The organism is Pseudomonas sp. TWI628, assembly GCF_039673865.1.
In the GTDB taxonomy this organism is placed as follows: Bacteria; Pseudomonadota; Gammaproteobacteria; order Pseudomonadales; family Pseudomonadaceae; genus Aquipseudomonas.
On the sequence record NZ_JBDJMM010000046.1, the window covers coordinates 14,436 to 31,595 of the forward strand.

Annotated in this window: 14 protein-coding genes; 13 read left to right on the plus strand and 1 reads right to left on the minus strand. The window is 67.7% G+C overall.

From position 1 onward, the window contains the following. Window positions 1–104: 104 nt before the first annotated feature. The 3 genes from ABE528_RS26100 to ABE528_RS26110 are packed head-to-tail and all read left to right on the plus strand — an operon-like array spanning window position 105 to window position 4,263. The gene (locus ABE528_RS26100; protein WP_346654492.1) at window positions 105–1,826 is read left to right on the plus strand and encodes an FAD-binding protein; all 1,722 of its coding nucleotides are present in this window, start codon (window positions 105–107) and stop codon (window positions 1,824–1,826) included. Further along, window positions 1,823–3,499, plus strand: coding sequence for an FAD-binding protein (locus ABE528_RS26105; protein ID WP_346654493.1), 1,677 nt, complete (start codon window positions 1,823–1,825; stop codon window positions 3,497–3,499). Before ABE528_RS26100 ends, ABE528_RS26105 begins: the two co-directional genes overlap by 4 nt. Then, the gene (locus ABE528_RS26110) at window positions 3,496–4,263 is read left to right on the plus strand and encodes an SDR family oxidoreductase (RefSeq protein ID WP_346654494.1); all 768 of its coding nucleotides are present in this window, start codon (window positions 3,496–3,498) and stop codon (window positions 4,261–4,263) included. The genes ABE528_RS26105 and ABE528_RS26110 overlap by 4 nt, the downstream gene beginning before the upstream one ends. A 474-nt stretch (window positions 4,264–4,737) precedes the next feature. Here the strand turns inward: ABE528_RS26110 and ABE528_RS26115 are convergent, their stop codons facing one another. Then, window positions 4,738–5,523: an enoyl-CoA hydratase gene (locus ABE528_RS26115; RefSeq protein WP_346654495.1), complete on the minus strand. Its 786-nt coding sequence runs from the start codon at window positions 5,521–5,523 to the stop codon at window positions 4,738–4,740. A 136-nt stretch (window positions 5,524–5,659) separates the two neighbouring features. Between ABE528_RS26115 and ABE528_RS26120 the strand changes: the two genes are divergently transcribed. From ABE528_RS26120 to ABE528_RS26165, 10 genes are all read left to right on the plus strand, one after another. Then, window positions 5,660–6,433: an SDR family oxidoreductase gene (locus ABE528_RS26120; protein WP_346654496.1), complete on the plus strand. Its 774-nt coding sequence runs from the start codon at window positions 5,660–5,662 to the stop codon at window positions 6,431–6,433. 57 nt (window positions 6,434–6,490) lie between these two features. Beyond that, window positions 6,491–7,459 (plus strand): OB-fold domain-containing protein, encoded by a 969-nt coding sequence (locus tag ABE528_RS26125; protein ID WP_346654497.1) that lies wholly within the window; start codon window positions 6,491–6,493, stop codon window positions 7,457–7,459. 9 nt (window positions 7,460–7,468) lie between these two features. Then, window positions 7,469–8,602 (plus strand): acyl-CoA dehydrogenase family protein, encoded by a 1,134-nt coding sequence (locus tag ABE528_RS26130; RefSeq protein ID WP_346654498.1) that lies wholly within the window; start codon window positions 7,469–7,471, stop codon window positions 8,600–8,602. Further along, the gene (locus ABE528_RS26135) at window positions 8,574–8,993 is read left to right on the plus strand and encodes a MaoC family dehydratase (protein WP_346654499.1); all 420 of its coding nucleotides are present in this window, start codon (window positions 8,574–8,576) and stop codon (window positions 8,991–8,993) included. Before ABE528_RS26130 ends, ABE528_RS26135 begins: the two co-directional genes overlap by 29 nt. 14 nt (window positions 8,994–9,007) lie before the next feature. Then, window positions 9,008–10,186 (plus strand): lipid-transfer protein, encoded by a 1,179-nt coding sequence (locus ABE528_RS26140; RefSeq protein ID WP_346654500.1) that lies wholly within the window; start codon window positions 9,008–9,010, stop codon window positions 10,184–10,186. Window positions 10,187–10,196: 10 nt separating this feature from the next. Continuing rightward, window positions 10,197–11,366, plus strand: coding sequence for an acyl-CoA dehydrogenase family protein (locus ABE528_RS26145; protein ID WP_346654501.1), 1,170 nt, complete (start codon window positions 10,197–10,199; stop codon window positions 11,364–11,366). 68 nt (window positions 11,367–11,434) lie between these two features. Continuing rightward, a complete protein-coding gene (locus ABE528_RS26150; protein WP_346654502.1) occupies window positions 11,435–12,640 on the plus strand; it encodes an acyl-CoA dehydrogenase family protein in 1,206 nt (401 codons plus the stop codon). Next, on the plus strand, window positions 12,637–13,791 hold the full coding sequence (locus tag ABE528_RS26155; protein ID WP_346654503.1) for an acyl-CoA dehydrogenase: 1,155 nt from the start codon (window positions 12,637–12,639) through the stop codon (window positions 13,789–13,791). The genes ABE528_RS26150 and ABE528_RS26155 overlap by 4 nt, the downstream gene beginning before the upstream one ends. Window positions 13,792–13,813: 22 nt before the next feature. Beyond that, a complete protein-coding gene (locus ABE528_RS26160) occupies window positions 13,814–15,502 on the plus strand; it encodes a class I adenylate-forming enzyme family protein (RefSeq protein ID WP_152954367.1) in 1,689 nt (562 codons plus the stop codon). Between the two features lie 87 nt (window positions 15,503–15,589). Beyond that, window positions 15,590–16,972, plus strand: coding sequence for a DUF1329 domain-containing protein (locus ABE528_RS26165; RefSeq protein ID WP_178120025.1), 1,383 nt, complete (start codon window positions 15,590–15,592; stop codon window positions 16,970–16,972). Window positions 16,973–17,160 lie beyond the last annotated feature (188 nt).

A 17,160-nucleotide genomic window follows, 5' to 3' on the forward strand; every position in this document is an offset into this window, starting at 1 on the left:
GATGAGTGCCCGTCAGCCAGCGCCGATCATGGGATGCACGCCGCCAGCCGCACCGCGAGGGTGCTGGCGGCTCCTCCCTGACCTTAGCGAATGGCACAACAACAATGACGGCTCAAGATCAGTCTCAAACCCAGTACGACGTGATAGTGGTCGGCTCAGGGGCCGGCGCGATGACCTCGGCGGTGTTCCTTGCCGACCAGGGCTTCAGCGTGCTGGTTCTGGAAAAGAGCGACAAGTTCGGTGGCACCTCGGCCATTTCCGGGGGCGGCATCTGGATCCCCAACAACCACTATTTCGCCCGCCAGGGCGGCAACGACAGTGTCGAGCAGGCGCGCCGCTACCTCGATGCCGCCGCGGGTGGCCAGGTCGAGCCGGCCCGCCTGCAGGCCTACCTGGACAACGCGCCGAAGATGATCGAGGCGCTCACCCGCTGCAGCCGTGTGCGCTACGCGGTGGCGGCGAAGTACCCGGATTACTACCCGCACCTGCCCGGCGCCTTACCCGGCGGGCGCACCCTCGACCCGGAACTGTTCGACAGCAGCCTGCTCGGCGCCGAACTGGACAACCTGCGCAAGCCGTCACCCTCGACCCTGCTGATGGGCCGTATCGCCTGGACCGCACGGGATGCGCACAAGGCCATGGCCCGTGGTTTTGGCTGGCGCCTGCTGATCCTGCGGCTGATGCTGCGCTACAAGCTCGACTTCAAGTGGCGCCGCAAAAGCCGCTTCGACCGCCGCGCCGCCCTGGGCAGCTCGTTGGTTTGTTCGCTGCGCCGCTCGCTGATGGACCGCAACGTGCCGCTGTGGCTGAACAGCGATTTCCGTGAACTGATCGTGGAGCAGGGCCGGGTCAGCGGCGTGCGCATCTACCGCGAGGGCCGCGAACTCGCCTTGCAGGCCCGGCATGGGGTGATCCTGGCCTCTGGTGGCTTCGAGCAGAACCAGGCCCTGCGTGAACAGTACCTGCCCAAGCCCACGCGCATGGCCTGGAGCGCCACGCCACCGGGCAACAACACCGGCGCCGCGCTGCAGGCCGGCCTGGCCCAAGGCGCGGCCACCGCGTTGATGGACTGGGCCTGGTGGGCGCCGACCATCGCCGTGCCCGGCGAAGACAAGCCCCGGGGCATCTTCGCCGAGCGCGCCTTCCCCGGGGCCATCGTGGTCAATGGCCAGGGCCAGCGCTTCGTCAACGAGGCGGCGCCGTACCTGGAATTCGTCGACGCCATGCACCGCGACAATGCCCGCACCGGCGGTGGCTCGGTACCGGCCTGGGTGATCTTCGACGGCCACTTCCGCTTCAACTACGCCATGGGCCCGCTGATGCCGGCCCAGGTCATGCCCGACAGCCGCCTGCGCCCGGAGTGGCGCGACACCCTGTACTGGAAGGCCGACAGCCTGGAGGCCCTGGCCGACAAGATCGGCGTCGACGCCCAGGGCCTGGCCGGCACCGTGGCCAAGGTCAACGACTATGCCCGTACCGGTGTCGACCTGGACTTCGGCCGCGGTGGCAATGTCTTCGACCGTTACTACGGCGACTGCAACATCAAGCCCAACCCGTGCCTGGCGCCACTGCGCAAGGGGCCGTACTACGCCATGCGCCTGGATGCCGGTGACATCGGCACCAAGGGCGGCCTGCTGACCAATGCCCAGGCCCAGGTGCTGCGTGAAGACGGCTCGGTGATTGCCGGCCTGTATGCCATCGGCAACTGTTCGGCCTCGGTGATGGGCACCAGCTACCCCGGTGCCGGCGGTACCCTGGGCCCGGCCATGACCTTTGCCTACGTGGCCGCCAACCACTTGGCCGCATCGCGCCGGGAGGTGGCATGAGCAGCGCCGTCACCGCGATTCTCGAACCGTTGGAGGTGGCCGACGCGGCGGCGTTGCAATGGCAGGCGCAGTGCGATGTGCTGGTGATCGGCTGGGGCGCCGCCGGCGCCTGCGCGGCGCTGCAGGCACGCGCCGAGGGCGCCGATGTGATGGTCGCCGACCGCTTCACCGGCGGCGGTGCCAGCGCCCGCAGTGGTGGCGTGGTGTATGCCGGCGGGGGGACCCGACAGCAACAGGCGGCGGGTTTCAACGACAGCCCCGAGGCGATGTTCGACTACCTGCGGCATGAAACCCAGGGCGTGGTCAGTGACGACACGCTGTGGCGCTTCTGCCGCGACAGCGTCGCCAACCTGCAATGGCTGGAAAGCCACGGTGCGCCGTTCGCCCATCAGATGCCACCTGGCGGCAAGACCTCGTACCCGCCCGACGGCGCCTTTCTCTACTACTCGGGCAACGAACTGGTGCCGGCCTATGCCGGCCAGCAGCCGGCGGCGCCGCGTGGCCACCGCACGGTCGGCAAGGGCCAGTGCGGCGCGGTGCTGTACAGCCACTTGCAGGCGGCTTGCCTGCGCGCCGGCGTGCGGCCGTTGCCGCAGTCAGCTGCCCGGCGCCTGGTACTCGACGGGCAGGGGCGGGTGATCGGCGCAGAGTTGTGGCGCCTGGCACCGGGCAGCAAGCAGGCGCGCGAGCATGCGCGGCTGGCGGCACGCGCCGAACGCCTGCAGAACTTCATGCCGGGCTACTGCGACCGCTTGCGTCGCCGGTTGAGCGCGCTCGAACACAAGCACGCCCGGCCCTGGCTGGTGCGGGCAATGAACGGGGTGGTCCTGAGCACCGGTGGCTTCATTTTCAACCGCGAACTGATCAAGGCCCACGCACCGGCGTTCCGCCGCAACTTCAAGGTCGGCGCCACCGGCTGCGACGGCAGCGGCCTGCGCCTGGGCCTCAGCGTCGGCGCGGCCAGCGACCGCCTGCAGCGGGTATCGGCCTGGCGTTTCATCAACCCGCCGTACAGCTGGCACAAGGGCATCGTGGTCAACCGCGCCGGCGAGCGCTTCTGCAACGAAGAAGTGTACGGCGCGACCCTCGGCCAGCCGTTGATGGAAGAGCAGGGCGGGCAAGCCTGGCTGGTACTCGATGCGCCGTTGCGCAAGCAGGCCCTGCGCGAGGCGCTGTTTGGCGGTTACTGGTGGTTCCAGGCGCTACCGGCGTTGGTGCTGATGCTGCTGGGCGCGCGCAAGGGCAAGGGCCTGCAGCAGTTGGCGCAAACCACCGGCATGCGCGCGGAAAACCTGCGCCAGGCGTTGCTCGCCAACAATGCCGCGGCCCGTGGCCAGGCGCCGGACCCGTTCGGCAAATCGGCGGGCGGGCGCCAGGTGCTGGAGCAGGGGCCGTTCTATGCCTGCGATATCTCGGTGGGCAATCCGATCTTCCCGCTGGGCGCCTTGACCCTCGGTGGCCTGCGCGTGGACGAGGGCAGCGGCGCGGTGCTGGACGGCGACGGCCAGGCCATCGCCGGGTTGTTCGCGGCCGGGCGCACGGCGCTGGGTATTCCTTCTCATCTTTACATCAGTGGCCTGTCCCTGGCCGATTGCGTGTTTTCCGGGCGTCGCGCCGGAGCCGCCGTGGTTGCCGGGGCACGCTTGAACACGGACTGCGAGGTGGCGTCATGAGTGAACGAAACGGGCGGGTGCAGGGCAAGGTTGCCCTGGTCACGGGGGGTGCCAAGGGCATCGGCGCGGCGAGTGCACGGCTGCTGGTGGAGCAAGGCGCCCAGGTGCTGATCAGCGATATCGATGAACAGGCCGGGCTTGCCCTGGCCGAAGCGCTGGGCCCGGCGGCCAGTTTCATCATTCATGATGCGAGCGATGAGGCGCAGTGGCAGCGGGTGATGGCGGTTATTGCCGAGCGCCATGGCCGGCTGGATATCCTGCTCAACAATGCCGGCATGCTGCAGCCCGGCAACATCGAGGACACCGAACTGCGCGACTGGGAGCGGCTGATGCGGGTCAATGCATCCAGCGTGTTCCTGGGCTGCCGTGCGGGCATCGCGCTGATGAAACAGCAGGGTGGTTCGATCATCAACCTGTCATCGGTGGCGGCCCTGGCCGGGCGTGACGATTACCTGGCCTACAGCGCCTCGAAAGGCGCGGTGGCGGCGCTGACCCGCTCGGTGGCGGCGTTCTGTCGGCGTCGTCGCTATCGCATTCGCTGCAACTCGCTGCATCCGGATGGTGTGCTCACCGACATGACCCGTGGCGGTTTTCCTGAAGGGGTCGACCCGGCGCGGCTGACCATCGACAGTGACCCGATGAACCGCATGTGCCTGCCTGAGGATGTGGCGGCCAGTGTGTTGTACCTGGCCAGTGATGAGGCGCGGGCGGTGAATGGGGTGGAGTTGCGGATTGATAGTGGGCAGTTGGTGATGTCGATCTGAGGGGGGCTGCCTTGGGTTTTCCAGTGCCAGGGATATTCCTGGCTTGAGATTTTTAGCGCCTGGGATTTTCCTGGCTTGGGATTTTCAGCGCCTGTGAAATCGAGCGCCGCCCGCGCGGCGCATCGCGGGCAAGCCCGCTCCCACATCTGTTTCGGGCCAGTTACTCCTGTGCCGCCAACAGGACCCGCTTTGTTAGCATGGCGATGCATTTCGGTGGAAGCTAACAGGGTCTGGCGATGCATCTCGGTAGGCGCTGATGCGGCACCACCAGTCTCCAGTCGTGCACCAAAGCGGTCCCTGTTGGCTTCACAGGAAAGATTGGCCCGAAACAAATGTGGGAGCGGGCTTGCCCGCGATGCGCCGCGCGGGCGGCGCTCGATCTCACAGGCGCTGAAAAAGCCATGGCAGGCACCCACAGGCGCTGCAAATGTCATGGCAGGCACATTGCAGCCTTAACCCTATCCCGAGCAAACCTCACCACCCCTCAAACCGCGCCGCCCGCTTCTCGATAAACGCCTGCATCCCTTCCTTCTGGTCCCTTGAGGCAAACAACAACGCATTAGCCTTGCGCTCCAGCGCCAAGGCCGCGTCCAGCGGCGCATCCATCCCTGCCAGGATCACCTCCTTGATCTGCTCGGCCGCCAGCGCCGGCATCCCGGCAATCACCCGCGCCAGCTCCAGCGCATGGCCCTGCACCTGGTCATCGTCAACCAGGTCGCTGACCAACCCCGCCACCCAGGCCTCTTCGGCACTGATCGGCTGCCCGGTCAGCGCCATGCGCATGGCCTTGACCTTGCCCACCGCCCGCACCAGGCGCTGCGTGCCGCCAATGCCGGGCATGATGCCGATGCGGATCTCCGGCTGGCAGAAGCGCGCACTGCGCCCGGCGACGATCAGGTCGGCGAGCATCGCCAGCTCGCAGCCGCCGCCATAGGCATAACCGCAGACTGCAGCGATCACCGGCTTCGGGCAGTGCTGGATCGGCGCCCAGACCCGCTCGGTATGGCGCCGATAGATATCGATCGGGCCGACCCCGGCCATGCTGCCGATATCGCCGCCAGCGGCGAACACCTTGTCGCCACCGGTCAGCAGGATGCAGCGCACATCCGGGTCTGCACCCAATTCACTGAAGTGGCGCGACAGCAGCGCTTGCAGCTCCAGACTGAGGGCATTGGTGGCGTGCGGGCGGTTCAGGCGCAACAACGCCACGCCCGGTAGCGGGCGTTCGAGCAGGACCGGTGGAGCGGCTGAATCAGGCATGGTGTTCCTCGTGTGCAGGGGCGCGATGGCCGCCAGTGTTACCCCGCACCCTGGCCCATTCATCGTCCGTTCAGACGAAGTACACCCGTCTTCGAGCCTCTAGAGTCGGTTGCCATGGCAGAACGAGGAACAGGCTATGGCGTTTGATTACAGTGGCAAGGTGGTGCTCGTCACCGGCGGTAGCAAAGGGATCGGCGCGGGTATCGCCGAAGGGTTTCTCGCGGCCGGGGCGCAAGTGATCGTCTGCGCCCGCAGCCAGCCCGAACAGCTGCCCAGCGCCCAGGGCCGCAGCGCGGAGTTCATCGCCGCCGACGTGCGCGACGGCGATTCGCTGCAGGCACTGTTCGACACCATCGAGCGTGACTTCGGCCGCCTCGACGTGCTGGTCAACAACGCTGGCGGCAGCCCGTCGGCGGTGGCCGCCACCGCCTCGCCGCGCTTTCATGAGGGCGTGCTGCGGCTGAACCTGATCGCGCCGCTCAACGCCGCCCAGCATGCCAACCGCCTGATGCAGGCCCAGGCGCAGGGCGGCTGCATTGTCTTCATCGGCAGCATCAGCGCCCTGCGTGCTTCACCCGGTACCGCCGCCTACGGCGCGGCCAAGGCCGGGGTGCTGGCGCTGGTGCAATCGCTGGCCGTGGAGTGGGCGCCGAAAGTGCGCGTGGTCGCGGTCAGCCCCGGCCTGGTGCTGACCGACCAGGCCCACCTGCACTACGGCAGCGAGCACGGTATTGCCGCCGTCAGCGCCGGCATCCCGGCCGGGCGCATGGCTGCTGCCAGCGACATCGCCAACGCCTGCCTGTACATCGCCTCACCCCTGGCCAGCTATGCCAGCGGCTGCAACCTGCTGCTGCACGGCGGTGGCGAACGCCCGGCGTTTCTCAGTGCGGCCCAGGCCCTACCGACTTGATCGACCACCTGGCGGTGGCCGTATCGGCGCGCCGCCCTCACGTAGCAGGAGACGACTTTGGCTGACCCACAATTGCTATCCAGCGTGCGCGCCCTCGTGGGCCGCGAATATGGCCGGGTGTATGCCTGGGATGCGGTGAATGCGCCGATGATCCGCCAATGGTGCGAGATCATGGGCGTCGACAACCCGCTCTACAGCGACCCCGACTTTGCCCAGAGCAGCCCGCACCAGGCGATCGTCGCCCCGCCGGCCATGCTCCAGGTGTGGACCATGGAAGGGCTGCATGCCAACAACTACCCGCCGGGCTCCACCGAGGAGAACCCGTACGAAGTGCTCAAGCTGATCGAAGAATACGGCTACGCCTCGGTGGTGGCAGTGAACTCCGAGCTGAGCTTCACCCGCCCTGTGCACTTGGGTGAGCGGCTGTACTACACCACCCGCCTGGACGCGGTGGGCGACGAGAAGACCACCGCCCTGGGCACCGGTTTCTTCGTCACCCTGGTGATGAGCCACTTCGTCGAAAAGCCCGAAGGCGACGAGCCGGTGGGCGAGCTGCTGTTCCGCGTGTTCAAGTTCCGCCCGGCCAACCCGCAGCCAGCGGCCAAGCCCGAGGCCGCACTGGCCAAGGCCAAGCGCCCGCTGCCAGGGGTGAGCGACGACACCCGGTTCTTCTGGGAAGGCTGCGCCGAAGGCCGCCTGCTGATCCAGCGCTGCAGCGCCTGCGCCACCTTGCGCCACCCACCGGCACCCGTGTGCATGGCCTGCCACAGCTTCGAGTGGGACAGCGTCCAGGCCAGCGGGCGCGGCAGCTTGTATTCCTTCGTGGTCATGCACTACCCCGAAGTGCCGCCGTTCGACCACCCCAACCCGATCGGCCTGATCGAGCTGGACGAGGGCGTGCGCCTGGTCGCCGGGCTGATCGGCGTGCAGCGCGAGCAACTGCAGATCGGCCAGCGCCTGCAGGTCGAATTCCACACCTTCGACGCGCAGCAGACCCTGCCGTTGTTCCGGCCTGTGGCCGAGTAAGGGGCGCCCATGGACTTTCAACTGAGCGAAGACCAGCGGGCCATCGAACAGATGGCCCAGAGCCTGTTCGCCGACCACTGCCACGACGATTACCTGCGCCACTGGGATGCCAGCGGCGAGCCGCTGATGGCGCCGCTGTGGGCGCTGTGCCAGGAAACCGGCCTGCATGCCCTGGCCATTCCGGAGCCGCAGGGCGGCAGCGGCCTGGGCATGACCGAACTGATGCTGGTGTTGCAGGCCCAAGGGCGCAGCCTCGGCCAGGTACCGCTGTGGCGGCATCAGCTGGCGGCCGCGACCCTGGCCACCTTTGGCCTGGGCGACCTGGCGCCGCTGGCTGCCCAGGCCGCTACTGGCGAGCGCTTGCTGAGCCTGTCGCTGGACGGCCTGCACGCCGCAAACGGTATCGCCTTGCAGGCCACGGCCTGTGCCGAGGGCTGGCAGGTGAGCGGGCAGGTGGCCGCACTGCCACTCGGAGGGCAGGCCCACGCAGCGCTGTTACCGGTGCTTGCCAACGGCCAGCCACGGCTGCTGCTGCTCGACCTCGGCAACCCGGCCATCCGCCGCGTGCCGGGGGTGCTGACCCACGGCGAAGCCATCGCCGACCTGCACATCGAGGGCCTGCGGGTCAGTGCCGACCGCGTGCTGCCCGCCGCCGCGCTGGCCTGGCTCGAACCCCGTGCCATCGCCGCCCTGGCGGCCCTGCAACTGGGTGTCAGTGCCGAGCACATCCAGCGCACCGTGGCCTATGTCGGCGAGCGCCAGCAGTTCGACCGGCGCATCGGCAGTTTCCAGGCGGTGCAGATGAGCATGGCCGATGCGCACATCGCCCTGGAGGCCCTGCGCAGCGCCCTGTGGCAGCTGTGCTACCGGCTGGACGCTGGCCTGCCGGCACCGTCCGAGGCCCAGGCCAGCGCCTACCTGGCCTGCGAGGCCGGCCACCGCATTGGCCATGTCGCCCAGCACGTGCACGGCGGCATTGGCGTCGACCTGACCTACCCGATTCACCGCTACCTGTACTGGAGCCGCGCCCTGGGCATTGCCCTGGGCGGTTCGGCGGCATGCCTGGAACGGCTCGGCGACTGGCTGAGCGACAACGACAAGCTGGGATGGAAATATGACCTCGAAGAACACCAAGCGCTTTGACGATGTGCGCCCCGGCGAAACCCTGCCAGCGCTGCAGGTGCCGATCACGGTGGCGCTGATTGCCGGCGGCGCGATTGCCACACGCGACTACTTCCCTGGCCACCACGACCTGGATGCCGCCCGTGAACTGGGCTCGCCCCATGTGTTCATGAACATCCTCACCACCAACGGCCTGGTACAGCGCTTCGTCGAAGGCTGGGCCGGCCCGCTGGCGCGCTTCACCACGCTGAAGATCAAGCTGGGCGTGCCCAACTACCCCGGCGACTGCATGACCTTCAGCGGCAGCGTGACCGGCCTTGACCCCGAAACCCGCACGGTGGAAGTGACCCTGAGCGGCAAGAACTCAATGGGCAACCACGTGACCGGCACGGTCGCGCTGGTGCTGCCATGACCAGTGGAGGCAGCATGAGCAACCTTTCGATTTCCGGGCGCGCCGCAATTGTCGGGCTGGGCGCGACCGAATTTTCCAAGAACTCCGGGCGCACCGAACTGCGCCTGGCCCTCGAAGCCACCCTCCAAGCCCTGCGCGACGCCGGCATCGACCCCTCGGAAGTGGAGGGCTTCAGCTCCTATTCGGTGGACAAGGTGCCGGAGTACGAAATCGCCCGCCTGCTGGGTTGCAAGGACGTCAAGTTCTTCTCCCAGGTGCCCCACGGCGGCGGCGCCGCCTGCGCACCGGTGATGCACGCGGCCATGGCGGTGGCCACTGGCGTGGCCAAGGTAGTGGTGGTGTACCGGGCGATGAACGAGCGTTCCTGGTACCGCTTCGGTAGCGGCAGCTACGGCTTTGCTGCCACGCCGATCTTCGACAACGTCAACTACGGCTGGTACATGCCCCACGGCTTCCATACCCCGGCCGCCTGGGTCGGCATGTTCGCCCAGCGCTACATGCACACCTATGGCGCCACCTCCGAAGACTTCGGCCGGGTGGCCGTGGCCGCGCGGGACTTTGCCGCGACCAACCCCAAGGCGTTCTTCCACGGCAAGCCGATCACCCTCGAAGAACACCAGGCCTCGCGCTGGATCTGCGAACCGTTGCACCTGCTCGACTGCTGCCAGGAGTCCGACGGGGCGGTAGCCATGGTCATCACCTCGGCCGAGCGCGCCCGTGACCTGCGGCAGAAGCCGGTGACCATCAAGGCCGGCTCCCAGGGCATCACCCAGGGCCAGCAGAGCATGACCTCGTTCTACCGTGACGACATCACCGGCCTGCCGGAAATGGGCGTGGTCGCCCGGGAACTGTACCGCCAGTCCGGGCTCGGCCCCGAGGCGCTGCAGACGGCGGTGATCTACGACCACTTCACCCCGTTCGTGCTGCCGCAACTGGAAGAGTTCGGCTTTGCCCGGCGTGGCGAGGCCAAGGAGTTCATCCGCGCCGGGCACCACGCCCGCGGCGGCAAGCTGCCGATCAACACCCACGGCGGGCAGCTGGGCGAGGCCTACATCCACGGCATGAACGGCATCGCCGAGGCGGTGCGCCAGGTGCGCGGCACCGCAGTCAACCAGGTGGCAGACGTGGAAAACGTGCTGGTCACCGCCGGCACCGGTGTGCCCACCAGTGGCCTGATTCTGGGCGCGGCCTGAGGAGCACAGCATGTTCGTCGATCTTACCCCCGAGCAACATGCGCTGCGCCGCCAGGTGCGCGACTACTTCCAGGCGCTGATGACCCCCGAGCTGCGCGAGCGCCTGCGCGGCCAGGAGGGCGGCGAGCTGTATCGCCAGACCGTGCGCCAGATGGGCCGTGACGGCTGGCTGGCAGTGGGCTGGCCGAAGGCCCATGGCGGCCAGGGCTACGCCGCCACCGAGCAACTGATATTCTTCGAAGAGGCCAACATCGCCGGCGCGCCGCTGCCGTTCGTGACCATCAGCACGGTGGGCCCGGCGCTGATGGAACATGGCAGCGCCGCGCAGCAAGAACGCTTTCTGCCGGGCATCGCCGCGGGCGAGATCATGTTCGCCATCGGCTACTCCGAGCCCGATGCCGGCAGCGACCTGGCGGTGCTGCGCACCAGCGCCCGGCTGGACGGCGAGCACTTCGTGGTCAACGGCAACAAGTTGTGGACCTCGGGCGCCGAGTCGGCGGACTTCATCTGGCTGGCGGCGCGCACCGACCCGAGCCAGGCGCGGCACAAGGGCGTGTCGATCCTGATCCTCGACACCCGCCTGCCAGGGTTCTCCAGCACGGTGATTCCGACCACCAGCAACCCGACCGCCGCCACCTACTACGACAACGTGCGGGTGCCAAGGGACATGCTGGTCGGCGAGCTGCACGGCGGCTGGAAGCTGATCACTTCGCAGCTCAACCACGAGCGCCTGGGCCTGGGCTCCTGGTCAGACAAGGTCGTCGGGCTGTTCCGCCGCGTCTACCTGTGGGCCAAAGCCCGTGACGAGCAGGGCCGGCGGGCAATGGACAAGGCCTGGGTGCGCAGCTCGCTGGCCGAGTGCTATGCGCGCCTGGAGGCCATGCGCCTGATCAATCTGCGCATTGCCGCCAACCTTGAGCGCGAGCACATGGACGTGGCGTTGAGCTCGACCACCAAGGTGTACGGCTCGGAGTCGGCGATCGAAATCCTGCGCCGGCTGTCGGCCATCGTCGGTGCCAACGGCGTGGTCCGTGGCGGCTCGGCGGCGGCAGCGCTGCACGGCGACCTGGAGTACGAACTGCGCGCCTCGGTCACCGTGACCTTTGGCGGCGGCACCAATGAAATCCAGCGCGAGCTGATCGCCCAGTTCGGCCTGGGCATGCCGCGCACCCAGCGCTGAGCCACCACAACCACAACGAAAGGCCCCGCCCCGGCAGCGCCCGGGGCCTGGGCCGAGGGTTGCATCCGATGAGCACGATAGAGCAATTCAGGCACGAAACCCGTGCCTGGCTGGAAGCCAACTGCCCGCAGTCGATGCGCACCGCCATGGGCGAAGGCGATGTGGTCTGGGGCGCCAGCCAGCCGCAGTTCGCCAATGACGATGCGCGCCTGTGGTTCGAGCGCATGCGCGACAAGCGCTGGTTCTGCCCCGAATGGCCCGAGGCCTACGGCGGCGCCGGGCTGGATGCCGAGCAGCTGGCGGTGCTGGAAAGCGAGATGCGCCGCCTCAAGTGCCGGCCACCGCAGATCAACCTGGGTATCTGGATGCTCGGGCCGGTGTTGCTGGCCTATGGCAGCGAAGAGCAGAAGCGCAGCCTGCTGCCGCCGATGGCGCGGGGTGAGGTGCGCTGGTGCCAGGGCTTCTCCGAACCCAACGCCGGCTCCGACCTGGCCAGCCTGAAAATGGCCGCACGTGACGCCGGCGATCACTTCGTGGTCGATGGCAGCAAGATCTGGACCTCCTACGGCGACCAGTCCGACTGGATGTACGCGTTGGTGCGCACCGACAGCCAGGCGCCCAAGCATGAAGGCATCAGCCTGATCGTGCTGGACATGCGCAGCCCAGGGGTCAAGCCGGTGCCGATCGACCTGATCAGCGGCAAGTCGGCGTTCTGCCAGGTGTTCTTCGATGGCGTGAAGGTGCCCAAGAGCCAGCTGATCGGCCCGCTCAATGGGGGCTGGAACCTCGGCAAGTACCTGTTGCAGCACGAGCGCAAGGCCATGTCGAAGTTCGGCGAGTTCAGCCTGCCGTCGCACTTCGACCTGCTGGCCCTGCTGCGCGAATACCTGCCGCAGCCGCGCAGCCAGGGCGAGCTGGCGTTGCAGGCGCGGGCGGTGGCCTGCGCGATGGATGAGCATGCCTATGGCCTGACGGTGCAGCGCATGGCCGAGGAGGGGCGGGCCGGCGACGACATCAGCGGCCTGATGGCGATCATGAAACTGCTGCACACCGAGCAGGAGCGCGACAAGTTCGAGGTGCTGCTCGACGCCATGGGCGGCCATGCCCTCGGCTGGCAGGCGCCGGGCTTCAGCGAGCGCGAGCTGGCGGTGACCCGCGCCTGGCTCAACAGCTATGCGCTGACCATTTCCGGGGGCGCATCGGAAGTGCAGCTCAATGTCATCGCCAAGCGCGTGCTTGGTTTGCCCGACGGCAAGAAAGGAGTGTCGCCATGAACCTGCGTTACAACGACGAACAACGCCTGCTGGCCGACAGTGCCCGCGACTTTCTCGCTGCGCGCAGCCCGGTGGCGGCGCAGCGGCGCCTGCGTGACCAGGGCGTGACGCAAGGCTTCGACACCCAGCTGTGGCGCGAGGCGGTCGAGCTGGGCTGGAGCGCCATCCCGTTTGCCGAGCACCTGGGTGGGCTGGACTTCGGCTGCATGGGCCTGGGGCCGATCTTCGAGGCCAAGGGCCAGCACCTGGCGGCGACGCCACTGTTGTCCAGCGTGGTCCTGGCCGGCTCGTTGCTGGCCCTGGCAGGCTCCGCGCAGCAGCACAACGACTGGCTGCAGGCAGCGATCCTCGGTGAGCGGCGCCTGGCCCTGGCGCTGGAGGAGGGTGCCCGTCACCGCCCCTGCGACGTGGCCATGACGGCGGTCGTCGAGGGCGATGGTTACCGCCTGAGCGGGGAAAAATTCTGGGTCATCGATGGCGTTGGTGCCGATGCCTACGTGGTAGCGGCGCGAACAGCAGGCCAAGCCGGTGAGGAGGCCGGCATCAGCCTGTTCCTGGTCCCGGCCGACAGCCAGGGCGTGCAGTGCACGGCGCTGCCACTGATCGATTCGCGCAACAGCGGGCGCCTGCGCCTGGACCAGGTGCGGGTCGGCCGCGAGGCGCTGCTGGGGGCGGCCGGGGAGGCCTGGGCGGTGCTGGACGCGGTGCTCGACCGCGGCCGGGCGTGCCTGGCCGCAGAGCTGCTGGGGGCTGCGCAGCAGTTGTTCGAGACCACCGTGGAATACCTCAAGACCCGGGTCCAGTTCGACGTGCCGATCGGCTCGTTCCAGGCCCTGCAGCACCGCGCCGCGCACCTGTATACCGAGCTGGCCCTGGCGCGCAGTGCGGTGATGGCCGGCCTGTCGGCGCTCGACGACCCACAACTGGATGCGGCCCGGCGGGGGCGGCTGGTCAGCCTGGCCAAGTGGAAGGCCGGCGATACCGCACTGCAGGTCGCCAACGAGGCGGTACAGATGCATGGCGGCATCGGCGTCACCGACGAGCTGGATGTTGGCCTGTACCTCAAGCGGGTACGGGTAGCCCAGGCCTGCCTGGGTGATCGCGACTTCCATTGCGAACGCTATGCCGCCCTCGATGCGGCCTGCGCCTGAGCGCAGCGGCTGGAGAACCCTGATGAACATTGACCATTGGCGGCACGCCTGGGCGCAGTTGATTGCCCCCGGTTCACCGTTTGAAGTGATGGCCCCGGCTGCGGGCGGCCCGCGCCGGTTTCGCCATGCGCCACGTAACCTGCTGCAGGTGTTCGACGCCGCACGGGTGCATGGCGACAAGGAGTTTGTCGTCTGGCAGCAGCAGCGGCTGAGCTTTGCCGACTATTTCGACGCGGTCGACCGCCTGGCCGGCCAGCTGGCAGGCCGTTTGGGCCTGCGCCCTGGCGAGCGGGTGGCGATCGCCATGCGCAACCAGCCGGCCTGGCTGGTGGCGTTTGCCGCCATCCAGCGCTGCGGCGCGGTGTGCGTGCCGCTCAACAGCTGGGGCCTGCACGATGAGCTGCTGCATGGCGTGGAGGACAGCGGGGCGCGCTTGCTGATCGGCGACGATGCACGTTTGGCCTTGCTCCAGCACGACCTGGCGGCGGCCGGGCGCACCTACATTGTGGTCGGGCGCGCCGCCGACGCCGGGTTGCCTGCGCACTGCCTGCGCTACGAGGACCTGCTGGCGGCCGAGCCGCTGCCGCTGGCTGCCGTGGACCTGGCGCCTGAAGCCCCGGCGCTGATCCTCTACACCTCCGGCACCACCAGCCGCGCCAAGGGCGTGTTGTCCAGCCATGGGGCGATCTGCCAGGCGCTGACCGCGCTGGAGTTCCAGGGCGCGTTCTGTGCGCTGACCTCGCCCGAGCGGGTGGCCGGCATGCTCGGCAGTGGCTTTGCCTCGACCAGCCTGATGGCGGTGCCGCTGTTCCATGTCAGTGGCCTGCATGCGCAGTTCCTCTCGGCCTTGCGCGGCGGCCGGCGCCTGCTGCTGATGTACAAGTGGGATGCCGAGCAGGCGCTGGACCTGATCCGCGACGAGCGCTGCACCCAGTTCAATGGCGCCCCGGTGATGATGCAGCAGCTGCTGGCCTCACCCCGCTATGACGGCGCCGACACCGCCAGCCTGTTTGGCCTGGGCCTTGGCGGTGGCGCGTCTTCGGCCGGGCTGCTGGGCGAGATGCTCGTGCGCAAGCCCCAGGTGATCGCCGGCAGTGGCTATGGCCTGACCGAAAGCAACGGCATCGGCGCGGCGATTGGCGGCGACCTGTTCGCCTACTGCCCGGCCAGCGCCGGCTGGCCGTTGCCGATTGTCGAGGTGCGCATCGGCGACGACCCCTTGCAGCCGTTGCCGGCTGGCCGCGAAGGGCTGATCTGGCTGCGCTCGCCAACCTTGATGCAGGGCTACTGGAACCTCGCCGAAGCCAGCCGGCAGACCCTGCGCGACGGCTGGCTCGACACCGGCGACCTCGGTTACCTCGACGACGAGGGCTTCCTGTTCATCAGCGGCCGGGTCAAGGACCTGATCAACCGCGGCGGCGAGAAGATCTCTGCGGCCGAGATCGAAACCTGTGTCAGCGACATGCCTGGGGTGCTGGAAGCGGCGGCGTTCGCGGTCGCTGACCCGCTGCACGGGGAAGTGGTGGCGCTGGCGATTCATGGCGCTGCGGCCAGCCTGCCGGCCGACGAGCAGGTGCGCACGTTCATCGCCGAGCGCCTGGCTGCCTACAAGGTGCCGGCCCAGGTTTATCGGGTTGACCAGCCATTGCCCCGCAACGCCACCGGCAAGGTGCTCAAGGCCGAGCTCAAGGCACGCCTGGTCAGCGCCTGACTCGTAGTCCCTCCGGACGATGCCGTGCCGGCAGGAACCGGAACAATGAAGCCATACCACAAGCCTTATCAGCGAAGGAGGCAGTACATGAAAACGACAACAACAACTGTGATGCTCGCAGCCGCTCTGACCCTCAACAGCGGGCTGGTGACCAGCGCCAACGCCGCCGTGCCACCTGCAGAGGCCGCCCGCCTGGGCAAGGACCTGACCTGCGTTGGCGCCGAGCAGGCCGGCAACGCCGAGGGCACCATCCCGCCCTACACCGGCAAGTACCTGGGCGAAGTGCCGGGCTGGAACCACGTCAAGTTCTCCGGTGACCAGCCGGTGGACCCGTATGCCAATGAAAAGCCGATCCTGGTGATCACCGCGCAGAACATGGACCAGTACGCCGCGCACCTGACCGATGGCCAGAAGGCGCTGCTGAAGAAGTACCCGACCAGCTACAAGATGAACATCTACCCGGGGCACCGCGACTTCCGTTACCCCGACTACGTGTGCCGGCGAGTGATGGACAACGCCCTGCATGCCCAGCTGGTCAACGATGGGCTGGGTGTCGAGGGCCTGGGCCAGGTGCCGTTCCCGATTCCCAAGAACGGCATGGAAGTACTGTGGAACCACCAGCTGCCTGCGCGCGCCTACACCGAGGAGAAAATCTCCGACCTCGCCTCGGTACTGCCCAACGGCAGCATCGGCTGGGGCCGCGCCCATGCGCGCAACCTGTCGCAGGCCAACTCGCCGACCGTGGAGCCGAAAACCTCCGACATGGTCCAGGCGATGAGCTACAACACTACGCTCAAGCCTGCCCGTGACAATGGCGTGATCAGCATTGCCCACGAGCCCTATAACTTCGTCACCTCGGCGCGCCAGGCCTGGTCCTACAGCCCGTCAACCCGGCGTGTGCGGCAGATGCCGGGGTACGGTTACGACCAGCCGATGATCGGCACCAACGGCACCATGACGGTGGACGAGGACCGCCTGTTCAACGGCGCGCCGGAGCGTTACACCTGGAAGCTGCTGGGCAAGCGCGAGATCTACAGCCCGGCCAACGCCTTCAAGGCCAATGCCGGCACGGTCAAGTACGCTGAACTGCTGACGCCTAACCATCCCAACCCGGAGTTCATGCGTTATGAGCTGCGCCGGGTGTGGGTGGTCGAGGCCGACCTGAAGGAAGGCTACCGCCACGTGTACGGCAAGCGTGTGCTGTTTATCGACGAGGACACCTGGAACGCGGTGATGGCCGACAACTACGATGCCCGTGGGCAGCTGTGGAAGCATGCGATGGTCAACTACTACTACCACCCGGACATGAGTGGCTGGCAGGCCGGGTCGCAGTTCTTCATGGATCTGAACTCGGGGCAGTACACCGGGTATGGGATGACCAACGAGGCGAAGAAGGGGCCGATTCTGAACGAGAGCAAGTTTACCCCGGATATGTATACCGCCGATGCGGCGCGGGCGATTGGGCGTTGATGGGTTGATGTATCGGAAGTGAACAAGGCCCGGCAGGGGTGACCCTGCCGGGCCTTTTTTGTGAGATTGGGGGGAGGGCTGGCAGGTGTCTGTCTTGCCCAACTTCCTAAAGCTGGCGCGAGATCCCAGTGGGAGCCGCGCTTGCCGGCGATGGGCCGCATAGCGGCCCCACGATTTCAAGGTTGTTG

Bases quoted from the DNA above. Each gene is read 5' to 3' on its own strand.
- ABE528_RS26100 (WP_346654492.1), top strand. From the start codon at position 105: ATGACGGCTCAAGATCAGTCTCAAACCCAGTACGACGTGATAGTGGTC.
- ABE528_RS26105 (WP_346654493.1), top strand. From the start codon at position 1,823: ATGAGCAGCGCCGTCACCGCGATTCTCGAACCGTTGGAGGTGGCCGAC.
- ABE528_RS26110 (WP_346654494.1), top strand. From the start codon at position 3,496: ATGAGTGAACGAAACGGGCGGGTGCAGGGCAAGGTTGCCCTGGTCACG.
- ABE528_RS26115 (WP_346654495.1), bottom strand. From the start codon at position 5,523: ATGCCTGATTCAGCCGCTCCACCGGTCCTGCTCGAACGCCCGCTACCG.
- ABE528_RS26120 (WP_346654496.1), top strand. From the start codon at position 5,660: ATGGCGTTTGATTACAGTGGCAAGGTGGTGCTCGTCACCGGCGGTAGC.
- ABE528_RS26130 (WP_346654498.1), top strand. From the start codon at position 7,469: ATGGACTTTCAACTGAGCGAAGACCAGCGGGCCATCGAACAGATGGCC.
- ABE528_RS26135 (WP_346654499.1), top strand. From the start codon at position 8,574: ATGACCTCGAAGAACACCAAGCGCTTTGACGATGTGCGCCCCGGCGAA.
- ABE528_RS26140 (WP_346654500.1), top strand. From the start codon at position 9,008: ATGAGCAACCTTTCGATTTCCGGGCGCGCCGCAATTGTCGGGCTGGGC.
- ABE528_RS26145 (WP_346654501.1), top strand. From the start codon at position 10,197: ATGTTCGTCGATCTTACCCCCGAGCAACATGCGCTGCGCCGCCAGGTG.
- ABE528_RS26150 (WP_346654502.1), top strand. From the start codon at position 11,435: ATGAGCACGATAGAGCAATTCAGGCACGAAACCCGTGCCTGGCTGGAA.
- ABE528_RS26155 (WP_346654503.1), top strand. From the start codon at position 12,637: ATGAACCTGCGTTACAACGACGAACAACGCCTGCTGGCCGACAGTGCC.
- ABE528_RS26160 (WP_152954367.1), top strand. From the start codon at position 13,814: ATGAACATTGACCATTGGCGGCACGCCTGGGCGCAGTTGATTGCCCCC.
- ABE528_RS26165 (WP_178120025.1), top strand. From the start codon at position 15,590: ATGAAAACGACAACAACAACTGTGATGCTCGCAGCCGCTCTGACCCTC.